Annotated in this window: 14 protein-coding genes; 7 read left to right on the top strand and 7 right to left on the bottom strand. The window is 66.3% G+C overall.

Translation table 11 applies throughout. From position 1 onward, the window contains the following. The first annotated feature begins 52 nt into the window (after positions 1–52). Positions 53–385: a TfoX/Sxy family protein gene (locus tag ITX31_RS01470; protein WP_194781735.1), complete on the top strand. Its 333-nt coding sequence runs from the start codon at positions 53–55 to the stop codon at positions 383–385. Between the two features lie 60 nt (positions 386–445). Here the strand turns inward: ITX31_RS01470 and pheT are convergent, their stop codons facing one another. Together pheT and pheS are read right to left on the bottom strand one after the other, a co-directional pair. Continuing rightward, positions 446–2,989, bottom strand: coding sequence for a phenylalanine--tRNA ligase subunit beta (gene pheT, locus ITX31_RS01475; protein WP_194781736.1), 2,544 nt, complete (start codon positions 2,987–2,989; stop codon positions 446–448). Continuing rightward, a complete protein-coding gene (gene pheS, locus ITX31_RS01480) occupies positions 2,990–4,066 on the bottom strand; it encodes a phenylalanine--tRNA ligase subunit alpha (protein ID WP_194781737.1) in 1,077 nt (358 codons plus the stop codon). A 156-nt stretch (positions 4,067–4,222) separates the two neighbouring features. Here pheS and ITX31_RS01485 point away from each other — a divergent pair, with 156 nt between their 5' ends. Genes ITX31_RS01485 through ITX31_RS01500 form a run of 4 tightly spaced genes read left to right on the top strand, consistent with a single transcriptional unit; the run spans position 4,223 to position 6,505 of the window. Next, positions 4,223–4,648 (top strand): hypothetical protein, encoded by a 426-nt coding sequence (locus ITX31_RS01485; protein WP_228528902.1) that lies wholly within the window; start codon positions 4,223–4,225, stop codon positions 4,646–4,648. 33 nt (positions 4,649–4,681) lie between these two features. Next, the gene (locus ITX31_RS01490; protein WP_194781738.1) at positions 4,682–5,713 is read left to right on the top strand and encodes an Rv2578c family radical SAM protein; all 1,032 of its coding nucleotides are present in this window, start codon (positions 4,682–4,684) and stop codon (positions 5,711–5,713) included. A gap of 14 nt (positions 5,714–5,727) precedes the next feature. Continuing rightward, entirely contained in the window at positions 5,728–6,150 is a 423-nt protein-coding gene (locus ITX31_RS01495) for an ArsR/SmtB family transcription factor (RefSeq protein ID WP_416354768.1), read from the top strand. Next, positions 6,131–6,505: an SRPBCC family protein gene (locus ITX31_RS01500; RefSeq protein WP_194781740.1), complete on the top strand. Its 375-nt coding sequence runs from the start codon at positions 6,131–6,133 to the stop codon at positions 6,503–6,505. Before ITX31_RS01495 ends, ITX31_RS01500 begins: the two co-directional genes overlap by 20 nt. Here ITX31_RS01500 and ITX31_RS01505 read toward each other — a convergent pair. Continuing rightward, entirely contained in the window at positions 6,462–6,905 is a 444-nt protein-coding gene (locus ITX31_RS01505; RefSeq protein WP_194781741.1) for a (deoxy)nucleoside triphosphate pyrophosphohydrolase, read from the bottom strand. The genes ITX31_RS01500 and ITX31_RS01505 overlap by 44 nt on opposite strands. A 180-nt stretch (positions 6,906–7,085) precedes the next feature. Between ITX31_RS01505 and ITX31_RS01510 the strand changes: the two genes are divergently transcribed. Next, positions 7,086–8,315, top strand: a complete 1,230-nt coding sequence (locus ITX31_RS01510; protein ID WP_194781742.1) for an MFS transporter — start codon at positions 7,086–7,088, stop codon at positions 8,313–8,315. Between the two features lie 13 nt (positions 8,316–8,328). On the opposite strand, the gene ITX31_RS01515 is transcribed toward ITX31_RS01510, so the two are convergent. The 4 genes from ITX31_RS01515 to infC all read right to left on the bottom strand — a co-directional run bounded on the left by ITX31_RS01515 (position 8,329) and on the right by infC (position 11,314). Then, positions 8,329–9,231 (bottom strand): TrmH family RNA methyltransferase, encoded by a 903-nt coding sequence (locus ITX31_RS01515; protein ID WP_194781743.1) that lies wholly within the window; start codon positions 9,229–9,231, stop codon positions 8,329–8,331. Positions 9,232–9,249: 18 nt separating this feature from the next. Beyond that, complete coding sequence (gene rplT, locus ITX31_RS01520; protein WP_194781744.1) at positions 9,250–9,912, bottom strand: 50S ribosomal protein L20; 663 nt, start codon at positions 9,910–9,912, stop codon at positions 9,250–9,252. Positions 9,913–10,029: 117 nt separating this feature from the next. Further along, positions 10,030–10,224, bottom strand: a complete 195-nt coding sequence (gene rpmI / locus ITX31_RS01525; RefSeq protein ID WP_055240480.1) for a 50S ribosomal protein L35 — start codon at positions 10,222–10,224, stop codon at positions 10,030–10,032. Between the two features lie 103 nt (positions 10,225–10,327). Then, entirely contained in the window at positions 10,328–11,314 is a 987-nt protein-coding gene (gene infC / locus ITX31_RS01530) for a translation initiation factor IF-3 (protein ID WP_416354769.1), read from the bottom strand. A gap of 377 nt (positions 11,315–11,691) precedes the next feature. On the opposite strand from infC, the gene ITX31_RS01535 reads away from it, so the two are divergent. After that, a complete protein-coding gene (locus ITX31_RS01535) occupies positions 11,692–12,117 on the top strand; it encodes a DUF1844 domain-containing protein (protein WP_194781745.1) in 426 nt (141 codons plus the stop codon). Positions 12,118–12,161 lie beyond the last annotated feature (44 nt).

Genomic DNA, 12,161 nt, shown 5'->3' on the forward strand with positions numbered 1-12,161 from the left:
AATCGGAGACGACGAATCCCGTCGAGGACACCCCGGACAGAAGGCGGCAGGCATGAACGTGGACCCGTTCCAGGAAACCCTGGTACAGCGAATTCGGGCGAACCTCGCCTCCCATGGGGACGTCCGGGAGAAACGCATGTTCGGGGGTGTGTCCTTCATGGTGGACGGACAGCTGGCAGTGGCTGCCGGCAAAGACGGAGACCTGCTGGTGCGCGTTGACCCGGCCCAATACCAGAACCTTCTCACCGCAGGCGGGCAGCCGGCCTGCATGGGCGTCGGCCGGCCAATGGGCGAGGGCTGGATGAACGTCCCCCCGGAAATCATCGTGGATGACGAATCGCTGGCCTGGTGGATCGCCGTCGGACGCACCTCCCGCAGAACCTAGCCGGAAATGCGCGAAGCCCCGACGGAACGGACCGGCGGGGCTTCACACAATCAGGCGGGACTACCGCTGCACGGCTCCGAAGCGTTCGGCAGCCAGCGCGACGGCGGCGGCCCTGGATTCGGAGGCCTCGTCGGCAGTTAGCGTGCGGTCATCAGCCCGGAAACGCAGGGCGAACGCTAGGGACTTGTGCCCCTCATCGATGCCCTTGCCGGTGTACACGTCGAACAGCGCGATGTCTTCCAGCAGGTCGCCGGCGCCTTCGCGCAGGGTTTCCAGCACGGACTCGGCCGGGATCTCGGCTGCGACAATCAGCGCGACATCCTGGGTGGTGGCCGGGAACGTGGAGATTTCCTTCGCCACGATCACGTCCGGAGCGGCATCGAACAGCGCATCGGCGTCGAGCTCCAGCGCCACCGTGCGGGCCGGCATATCCCGTGCTGCGAGCAGCTTCGGGTGCAGTTCGCCGGCGTAGCCAACGGTTTCGCCGCTGCGCAGCGAGATCTTGGCGGTACGGCCCGGATGGAAGGCCTGGTGCTCGCCCTGGCTGATGACCAGTTCGACGCCGAGCACGTCGCCCATGAGCAGGGCGGTGTCGACGGCGTCTGCCCAGTCCCAGGCACGCGGGGTGTGCCCGGCACCGGCCGGCGACTCGTGGCCGGTGAACAGCACGCCGATGTGCAGCGGCTGGTCCGGGATGCCGTTGTACAGTCCGTCCAGGACCTCTTCGGAGGGCTTGACGCCCAGCGGCGGAATCGACTCCGTGCCGTTCTGCTCGCCGGGAAGGAAGACCAGCGCGGATTCGAACAGTGCGAGGTCGCGGAAGCCGCGCGAGAGGTTCCGCTTGGCGACGTCGAACAGCCCCGGCAGCACGGAGGTGCGCAGGTAGCCGAACTCGGCGGAAAGCGGGTTGGCCAGCTTCACGGCCGGACGCTGCTCGCCGGCAACCGGGGTGCCGAAGGTGTTGTTGTCCGTTTCGGTGACGAAGGGATAGGACAGCACCTCGGTAAGGCCCGACGCCGCAAGGGACTGCTGCAGGCGGCGGCGCTGCTGCTGGACGCGGGTCAGGCCGCGGCCGGGAGGAGCAATCGGAAGGGTGGACGGGATCTTGTCGTAGCCCACCAGCCGGATGATTTCCTCGGTGAGGTCCTCGCGGGTTTCCAGGTCGGTCCGCCAGCTCGGAGGAAGAACCCGGTAGCCGCCGTCGGCCTTTTCAACGTCCGCACCAAGGTCCGTGAGCGTGCCGGTGATCTGTTCCTCGGTGAAGTCCAGGCCGATCAGCTTGGCCGGGTAGTCCGCAGGCAGGAAGATGCTGCGGATTTCCGGGGCGGTGCCGGCGTCGGTGATGGACTCATCGGCGGTGCCGCCGGCCAGTTCCACCAGGAGGTTGACGGCGCGCTGGGCAGCGATGTCCGCGACGTACCAGTCCACGCCGCGCTCGAAGCGCTTGGACGCTTCGGACGGCAGCTTGTGGCGGCGGCGCGAACGCCCGATTGAGACTTCCTCGAAGTGGGCGGCCTCAATCAGGACGTTCTGCGTGGCGTCGGAAACCTCGGTGGCGTTTCCGCCCATGACACCGGCGATGCCGATGGCACCGGAACCGTCGGTGATCAGCAGGTCCTCAGGGTCAAGGGTGCGGACCTTGTCATCCAGGGTCTTCAGCGTCTCCCCCGGGTTGGCGCGGCGGACCGTGATTCCGCCGGTGAGCTTGTCCAGGTCGTAGAAGTGCAGCGGCTGGCCGAGCTCAAGCATCACGTAGTTGGAGATGTCCACGACCAGCGAGATGGAACGCATTCCGGCCAGGCGCAGCCGTGAGGACATCCACGGCGGCGTCGGTCGGGTGGGGTCCACGCCGCGCACGGTGCGGGCGACGAAGCGGTCGCAGCCGGGCTTGCCGTAGATCGGGGCTTCGTCGGCCAGGCGCACCGGGTACCCGGCGCCGTCGGCTTCCGGAACCTCTACCGTGGCGGCGGGGTCGGTGAACTTGGTGCCGGTGGCGTGGGCGTACTCGCGGGCAGCACCGCGGATGGAGAAGACGTAGCCGCGGTCCGGCGTGACGTTGATCTCGGCGGCCTGGTCGTAGAGGCCGAGCAGCTCCATCGCGTCGGTGCCTACCTCGGGATCGAGTCCCAGGGTGGAGAGCACCAGGATGCCGTCGTGGTCTTCGCCGATGCCGAGTTCACGCACGGAGGCGATCATGCCGGCGGAAACGTGGCCGTAGGTCTTGCGCGGGCTGATCCGGAAATCTCCGGGCAGCACGGCGCCGGGCAGGGTGACAACAACCTTGTCCCCCACCTCGAAGTTGTGCGCACCGCAGACGATGCCCTGCACGCCGGACGGATCGATGCCCTCACCGGTGAGCGTCTGCTCGGTACCCTCGGGCACCACACGGACGGAGCACCAGTTGATGGTCTTGCCGTTCTTCTGCGGCTCGGGCTCCTTGGAGAGCACCCGGCCCACAACGATCGGCCCGGAGAGTTCGTCGGTGGGACGGTGGACGTCCTCTTCCTCCAGACCAACCCTGACCAGTTCTGCCATGACGTCTTCGGCGGTTGCGTCCGCCGGAAGCTGGGCATACTCGCGCAGCCAGGAAAGTGGGATTCTCACTTAGATCTCCATCCCGAAGTGTTCGCTGAAACGTACGTCGCCTTCGATCATGTCCCGCATGTCGGACACCTCGTTGCGGAACATGAGGGCACGCTCGATGCCCATGCCGAAGGCAAAACCTGAGTAGACCTCGGGGTCGATCCCCGCGGCGCGCAGCACGTTGGGGTTGACCATGCCGCAGCCGCCCCATTCGATCCAGCGCGGACCGCCCTTGGCTCCGGGGTGCCAGATGTCCAGCTCGGCGCTGGGCTCGGTGAACGGGAAGTAATTCGGGCGCAGCCGTACCTTGGCTTCGTCGCCAAAGAGCACGCGGGTGAAGTGCTCCAGGGTGCCCACCAGGTCTGCCATGGTGAGGCCCTTGTCGATGGCAAGGCCTTCGAACTGGTGGAAGACGGGAGTGTGTGTGGCGTCGAGTTCATCGGTGCGGAACACCTTGCCGGGGCACAGCACGTAGATGGGCAGGTCGCGCTCGAGCATGGAGCGGACCTGCACCGGGGAGGTGTGCGTGCGCATGACCAGGTGCGCTTCGGGGGGCTCCACGAAGAAGGTGTCCTGCATTTCGCGGGCGGGGTGGTCCGGCTTGAAATTCAGTGCGTCGAAGTTGAACCATTCGGATTCAACCTCGGGGCCTTCGGCAATCTCCCAGCCCATGCCCACGAAGATGTCGCTGACGCGGTCCTGCAGGGTTGAAAGCGGGTGGCGTCCGCCAATACGGCGGCGGCGCGGGGCGGCGGTGACGTCCACGGCTTCCTCGACGAGGATCCGCGCGTCCCGCTCGGCTTCGAGTTCCACGGTGCGGGCGGCGAGCGCCTGGCTAATTCGTCCGCGGGCCGGGCCTATCACCTTGCCGGCTGCTGCCTTCTGGTCCTTGGGCAGTGACCCGATCTGGCGGTTGGCCAGGGACAGCGGGGACTTCTCGCCGGTGACGGCGATGCGGACGTCCTTGAGGGCATCCAGGTCCGCTGCGGAACCGATGGCTGCGAGCGCTGAATCAACGGCAGCCGCGATGGCTGACTCGTCGAGCGGATTGGGTGCCGCGTTGTCTGGGGAGTCCGTCCCCTGTATGGAATTCGACATGTACCGTTCTTACCTGTTTCCGGCCGTGTTGATGTGAATGGTTGTGGATGCTGTGTCCTGCAGGCAAAGGCACGAAGCCTGCGGCTACCAGTCTAACCAACGCTTCCTCCCCGTCCGGGCAGTGTGAAGGCGCGCTCCTGCCCCTAGCATGGCTGCATGCGTCCATTACTGACCCGAGGCCAGGCGCTGCGCCGCGCAGTGAACCTGGCCAACTGCACGACGGCGGCGGGTCTGCTCACTGCCCGGCTGGGCGGGGTGGCGGTGCGGCGGGGCCCCGGCGGACTGCTGCTGGCCGGAGGCTGGAACCATCCGCTCCCCCGCGCTGCAGCCTTCACCGTGGGCAATGTGATCCTCTACCGGCCCCGGGTTTCCGAGGCGTTCGACGCCGGTCCCGCCTCCGCACTGCTGCGCCACGAAGCCCGGCACAGCAGCCAGTACGCCGCACTGGGACTGGCGTTCCTGCCGCTGTACTTTACCGCTGCCGGATATTCCAAGCTCCGCACCGGAGACCCGGCGTCGTCGAACATCTTCGAAATCCTGGCGGGCGTGTCCGACGGCGGCTACCGGCCCCGAAGAGGGTAGGCACTGATTCGAACACATGTTCTAATGGACTGCATGAGGTGGCAGGAACAGGAACCCAAGGCAGCACCGTCCACAGATGCGCTGCTACCGCTGCAGGGACTGGTCCGCTCCGTGCAGACCCCCGGTTTTGCCGGTGTGACGTTCCACGAGGTCCTTGCCAAGTCCGTACTGAACAAGGTGCCAAGGACCTCGACAATGCCCTTCGGCTGGACAGTGAACCCGTACCGGGGCTGCAGCCACGCCTGCGTCTATTGCTTCGCCCGTAAGACCCACAGCTACCTGGATCTGGACGCCGGAGCGGACTTCGACAGCCAGCTGGTGGTCAAGACCAACGCGGCAGAGGTGCTGCGGCGGGAACTGGCACGGCCGTCCTGGGACTACGAGCACGTGGCTATGGGCACCAACACCGATCCGTACCAGCGGGCCGAGGGCCGCTACAAACTGATGCCGGGCATCATCCGTGCCCTCGCGGACAGCGGAACCCCCTTCTCCATCCTGACCAAGGGAACGCTCCTGGCCCGCGATCTGCCGCTCCTGGCGGAGGCCGCGCAGCAGACCAGCATCAGCATGGGCATCTCACTGGCCCTGCTGGATCCGGACCTCGCCCGGCGGGTGGAGCCGGGCACGCCCTCACCCAAGGCCCGGCTGGACCTGGTCCGCCGCATCCGGGATGCGGGCATGGACTGCAACGTGATGGCCATGCCGATCCTGCCCTGGCTGACTGACGGCGACGAGTCATTGGATGCGCTTTTCTCCGCGCTGGCCGACGCCGGCGCCACCTCGGTCACGGCCGGCGCCCTGCACCTGCGCCCGGGCGCCCGGGAGTGGTACCGCCAGTGGCTGGCCCGCGACTACCCGCAGCTCGCCGCACGCTACGACAAGCTGTACGACGGCGGCACCTACGCTTCGAAGGAATACCGCCAGTGGCTCGCGGGCCGGATCACCCACTTCAAGAAGCGGCACGGGTTCGAGGGCAGGAACCAGTTCCTCGCCACCCGGGGCGCCGCGCGGCCCGCGCCTAAGACTGCTGCAGGCCTGCCGGTGGCGGCCGGGACCCTCTTCTAAGTCCCGGGAAGGCCTTGACCAATGCCGCGGAGGTCCTAAGTTACAACCAAATGGTTGTAGATGCGTTGTCAGACGAAGCCGTGAACCGCCTGTTCCATGCTTTGGCGGACAGCACGCGCAGGGACATCCTGCGCCGCGCTGCCGTCGGAGAGCTGTCGGTATCCCGGCTGGCCGAGGCCTATCCCATGAGTTTCGCGGCGGTGCAGAAACACGTCGCGGTCCTTGAGGAGGCAGGCCTGGTCTCCAAGGAACGCCGCGGGAGGGAACAGCTCGTGAGCACCGCGCCGGACGCCGTCGACCAGGCACACCGCGCACTGGATGCGCTGGCTGAGGCTTGGGCCGGCAGGCTGAGCCGGATGTCCGGCCTTCTGCGGCAGGAAAAGCCCGGGAACCAGCCCGGGGCAAGGAAAAACAGCCATGAGCGTGAGAAGCATTGACAAGGATTACGACGCCCTGACCGTCACGGCCCTCGCAGAATTCGAGGCAGGCCCGGAGAAAGTCTGGGAACTCTGGGCAGACCCCCGCAAGCTGGAGGGCTGGTGGGGTCCGCCAACCTACCCGGCCACGGTCAGCGAGCACAGCCTGATCCCCGGAGGCAGCGTCACCTATTTCATGACCGGACCGGACGGGAAGACCTATCACGGCTGGTGGGCCGTGCAGCAGGTGGATACACCTAAAGTCCCAGATGGACGCGCTGCTGGCGGCCGCCTAGGCAAAAGTGCCGTGCAGCTCCCGGCCGGGCGGAAGGTCAGCCGGCCTGGGGCTGCTCCGCAGCGTGCAGGACTGCCGTGACAATTGGCAGGTCTGCCGGAATCCAGGGCAGTTCAGCGAGTTCGGCGGAATCGAGGCGCACCCAGCGCAGCTCGTCGTGGTCTTCGAGGGGCTGCGGCTCCCCGGCTTTCACCTCAACGAGCCAGACGCGCATCGCAGCCTTGGGGTTCAGCGGCCACCCCTGAGCCAGCGGGCCGGTCACCTCTGTGCCAAGGACCACCTCGATACCCAGTTCCTCGGTGAGTTCACGCTGCAGGGCGGCTTCGCAGGTTTCTCCGGGTTCCACCTTACCGCCCGGGAACTCCCACATACCGGCATAGGCCTCCGGGGCCGTACGGCGGGCAGCCAGCAGGCTCTGCGGCCGGCTCAGATCATCTACGATCGCGGCTCCGACTACCTGCTTCAGTTCTGAATTCGACACAGATCGAGTCTACGGTGTCCGCTGGCCTAGACTTGGAAGGAACGGCATCGTGGCCGTTCGGCCCCCGGCCACGGCAGCGGCAGCATCTACGTTCCCGCCCCGGCCCCGGGCCCGCCAGACGCGTCCGTGCATCTTCACGGCTCCGCGGCAACCGCTGATCCGAAAGCACCCCACGCACTTATGCCTTCCCTGCGCGTAGCGACGCCCAAAACCCGCCACGTACCCCTGGCCATCGTTGCCCTTGCCGCCGGCGGTTTCGCCATCGGCACCACCGAGTTCGCCATCATGGGCCTGCTGCAGGAAATGGTCGCCGACCTCGGCGTTTCCGTCCCTGAGGGCGGGCACGTCATCTCCGCGTACGCCCTCGGCGTCGTCGTCGGAGCTCCGCTGCTCGCCGCTGCCGGCGCCAAACTGCCCCGAAAGTGGCTGGCGCTGGGGCTGATGGCGTTCTTCGCCGTCGCCAACCTGTCGTCCTTCATCGCTCCGGACCACGGCTGGCTGCTGTTCACCCGTTTCCTGTCCGGGCTGCCGCACGGGGCGTTCTTCGGCGTCGCCGCCGTCATCGCTGCCTCACTGGTGGCACCCACGAAGCGCGGCTGGGCAATCTCGATGGTGATGCTCGGCCTGAGCATCGCCAACGTGATTGGCGTGCCCTTCGCCACCTGGCTGGGACAGCTCGCCGGCTGGCGCTGGATGTTCGTCCTGGTTGGGGCCATCGCCCTGCTGACCGTCGCTCTCGTGGCATGGTTCGTGCCGTTCCAGGCTGCGCATCCGGATGCCAGCATCAAGCGTGAACTGAGCGCCCTGCGGCGGATGCAGATGTGGCTGGCCCTTTTGGTTGGCACCGTCGGCTTCGGGGGATTCTTCGCGGTTTACACCTACATTTCCCCCACCATGACCGAGGTTGCAGGTTTCTCCATGGGAGTGCTGCCGCTGATCGTCGGCCTCTACGGAGTTGGGCAGGTAGTGGGCAACATCGTGGGCGGACGGATTGCCGACCGTTCAGTGATGGGCAGCATCTACGCCGTGCTGGCCGGCACCGTCGTCATCCTGGCCGTCTACGCCTGGGGTGTGCAGTACCAAGCCGGCGCAATCATCCTGGTCTTCCTGGTCGGAGCCATTGGCTCGGCCCTGACTCCCGCGCTGCAGACCCGCCTGCTCGATGTCTCCCCCGGCGCAGCCTCCCTGGCATCGTCGCTGAACCACGCCGCCCTGAACATGGCCAACGCCCTCGGTGCCATGGCCGGCGGGCTGGTCATCGCCTGGGGCTGGGGCTTCCGTTCACCGGCAATCGTGGGTGCGGTCCTGGCACTGCTGGGGCTGGGTGTGGCCCTGCTCAGCGGAGCACTGGACCGCCGTCGTTCCGCCGGGGCGCCCAGGGAAGCCGCGAAAGAGGCACTGCAGCGTTAGCGGTCCAGCGTCCTCAGCGATTTTGGGCGCGGGCCGAGGCGTAGAGGCACACGGTCGCGGCCGTACCTACGTTGAGGCTCTCGGCCTGACCGTAGACCGGGACCGCAACGCGGTAATCCGCTGCGGCAAGTTCATCCTCGGCCAGACCCTGGGCTTCGTTGCCGAACAGCCAGGCGGAGGGATCTTCCAGGCGCGGACCAGCATCGGTTGACGCATCCGCGGCGGGCGCGAGGCGGCGCAGTGCAGATGAATCCTGGAGCGCATCCAGGTCCTGGCTTCCGTAGCCGTCCGCGGCAAGAATCGTGATTCCGGCTTTCCGCAGCCGGGATGAAAGTTCAGCGAAGTCCACGCCGGAAACCACCGGCAGATGGAACAGGGAGCCGACCGTGGAGCGCACGGCCTTGGGATTGTGGATGTCCACACTGGACGCCGTGAGGACAACGGCGTCAGCTCCGGCAGAGTCCGCCGCGCGCAGGATGGTTCCGGCGTTGCCCGGATCCCGCACCTCGCACATCACGGCAAGGAGTTTTGGGCGGGCGGCCAGCACGTCATCGAGCGACGGGGACTGGATGCGGCACACTGCCACAATTCCCTGCGGCGACACGGTATCCGCCATCGCGGCCAGGACTTCGTCCGTGGCCAGGCGCAGAGTGGCCTGATCCGCCAGTTCAACCAGTTCGGGCAGCCGATCCAGGCAGGCCCGGGTGGCATAAGCCTCGACGACGACGCCGGGACGGCCCTCTGCGACCGCTGCTCGGTGCGCCACCAGGGCTTCACGGACGGCCTGCGGACCTTCGGCCAGGAACCGGCCGGTCTTTAAACGAGCCGGACGCCCCGCCAGCTTCGCTGCTTCCTTCACCCGATCAGCTCGGGGGTTGGACATCAGCGGAGCGGCGGAGCGTCCGGCGTCATGCATGTTCAGCAGGTACCGAAATTAGCCCTGGAACTTCTGGCGGGCTTCGCCGCCAGCAGGCTCCAGGCCGGCAGCCTTGGCTGCTTCCACGGAGTTGAACCAGTACTCGGGTACGGTCTGCTCGTACCAGGTGGAACCCGGAACGTGGTACTTGCCGGTTGCTGCACCCTTGATGACGTAGCCCTCGGGAGCTTCGCCTTCGGAGGCCTTGAAGCCGCCGTCAGCAACAGCAGCCGTCGCGGCCGGAGCGGTCTTCGCAGCCGGAGCAGCCTTGGCCGGAGCCTTCTTGGCAGCCGGAGCCGCAGCAGCGGCCGGAGCGGAGGTGTCGGACGGCAGTGCATCCTTGGCAACCTGAACCAGGGTGGCGAACGCGTTGGCGTCGTTGACTGCCAGTTCGGCCAGCATGCGGCGGTCAACCTCGATCTCAGCAGCCTTCAGGCCCTGGATCAGACGGTTGTAGGTCAGGCCGTTGGCGCGGGAAGCAGCGTTGATGCGCTGGATCCACAGACGGCGGAAGTCGCCCTTGCGCTTGCGGCGGTCACCGTAGCTGTACACATACGAGTGCAGCAGCTGCTCTTTGGCCTTGCGGACCAGGCGTGAACGCTGTCCGCGGTAGCCCTTGGCGCGCTCGAGGATTACCCGACGCTTCTTATGGGCGTTAATCGCCCGCTTCACACGTGCCACGTGCGTACTCCTTAGAAATAGTCCCGCGCACACTACCGGTGCTGCGGCCCCTGTCGGGCCGCGGGAAAGTTAGTTGATATGTGGAGCAGTTCGTCTCGGAACCGCTGGGGAAGATGGTTACTTGCCGAGCATCTTCTTGATGACCTTGGCCTCGCCCGGGGTGACGATCTTGTCACCGGCGAGACGGCGGGTCAGGCGGGAGGACTTGTGCTCCAGGTAGTGGCGGCGGTTGGCCTGCTGGCGCTTGAGCTTGCCGGTGCCGGTCAGCTTGAAGCGCTTCTTGGCGCCACTGTGGGTCTTCATCTTCGGCATGGGAACCGATCTCCTTTGGTTTCCGCGGTACGAACCCGCGGTGATATGGGCACCTGTAACGGTGCCGGGGTTTCCTAGGGACGCCTGGGCGTTCTAGCGGTGCTTACTCCGCAGAGCCAGGCTTCTTCTGGCTCGAGGCTCCCGAGGCGGGTGCCTTGCCAGCAGGCTTGGACGCGGCGGCCGGCTTCGGCCGGGCAGCGGGCTTCGGCGCGGACGGCTTGACGGCCGTCGGCTTGGGCACTGCCATGGGCTTGGGCGCTTCGGCCGGCTTTGCTGCGGCAGGTGCCGCAGCAGGCTTCGTGGCCGGCTTAGCGGCAGCAGCCTTGGCTGCTTCCTCCGCACGGCGGGCATCGGCAGCAGCCTTGTCTGCCGCGGCCTTGGCAGCCTGCGCTGCCTTGGCCTTCTCAGCCTGTTCCTGCTCAGCCCGGGCCTTGTCGGCTTCGGCTGCGGAAGAGCCAAGGCGCAGGCCGTCCGGCAGGAGATCTGCCAGGCTCTGCGTCATGGGCGCCTTGTCGGCAGTGGTGTCGACCCGTGCCGGGGCGTCACCCTTCTTGGCGGCTTCGTTGGCAGCCTTTGCCTCGGCGCGCTGGGAAGCGCGGCGAGCTTCGGCCTTGGCCTCTGCCTTGTTCTTGAGGGGGCCGATCACCATGACCATGTTCCGGCCGTCGATGCGGGGGCTGGACTCGACCACACCCACCTCAGCGACGTCCTCGGCGAACTTCTGCAGCAGGCGGATGCCCATTTCAGGGCGCTGCTGCTCACGTCCGCGGAACTGGATCATGGCCTTGACCTTGTCACCCGCGCCGAGGAAGCGAAGGGCATGTCCCCGCTTGGTCTCGTAGTCGTGGGTGTCGATCTTGAGGCGGAAACGGATTTCCTTCAGGACCGTGTTGGTCTGGTTCTTGCGTGCCTCACGGGCCTTGACTGCGGCTTCGTACTTGTACTTGCCGAAGTCCATTAGTTTGCACACCGGAGGCTTCGCCTGAGGTGCTACCTCTACAAGATCCAGGTCGGACTCCGCTGCCAGGCGAAGGGCGTCCTCGATCCGGACCACACCTACCTGTTCCCCAGCCGGTCCTACCAACCGCACCTCAGGGACACGGATCCGATCATTGATTCTTGGCTCGCTAATGTTGCAGCTCCTGTTTGACTCAAAACGGCTACCGCCTGCAACTGAAGAAGGCCCCCAATTGCACGCGCAATCGGAGGCCTCGAGGTTCGGCCGGGCACTGTTGCACAGTGCGCTTCCGGGGATTCATCTAAAGATGACACCCCTGGAAGGGCCAACCTGAACCCGGCAACTCTGATCCGGCCGTAAGGCTGGTTTAATCAGGCTGACGCGGGTGGGAGAGACTCCGCTTGCATACCGGTCCCGGTTACCTGCAACAGCTGTCCGCTGATTTTCATCACGTCGGTGGGCTGGGCGCAAATAACGTCTACCGGTCGGTCTGTGACAAGCTTACCAGTATGAGTACCCCACAGAGCAATCCGGCTGGCGATTCTGCCCGCCATTCCTTCCCCGGAACCTCCGAAGAAGAAACCCACAGCCACTCCGAGAGCCCCGTTTCGGCGCAGGTCCGCGACATCGCCGAAGTTCCCGCGGTTGAAGTTATCACCACTGCGGCGGTGCACCTGATGAGCGCCGCCGCCGTGAAGTGCGGTCTTGCCGAAGGTGCGGACGCAGAAGACCTCAAGGACCTGGACGAGGCCCGCAAGCTGATCACCGCCCTCGCCGGCTTCGTCACCGCTGCCGCCCCGGAGATCGGAAGCCAGCACGCCGGTCCGTTGCGTGACGGACTGCGTTCCCTGCAGCTTGCCTTCCGCGAGGCTTCCTCCGTTCCGGATGCTCCCGGAAAGGGACCGGGCGAGAAGTTCACCGGCCCCGTCAACTAAGTTTCAGCACATAGGGAAGGCCCGAAGGATGTTCCTTCGGGCCT

The organism is Arthrobacter gandavensis (genome assembly GCF_015355785.1).
Taxonomy (GTDB): Bacteria; Actinomycetota; Actinomycetes; order Actinomycetales; family Micrococcaceae; genus Arthrobacter_B; species Arthrobacter_B gandavensis_A.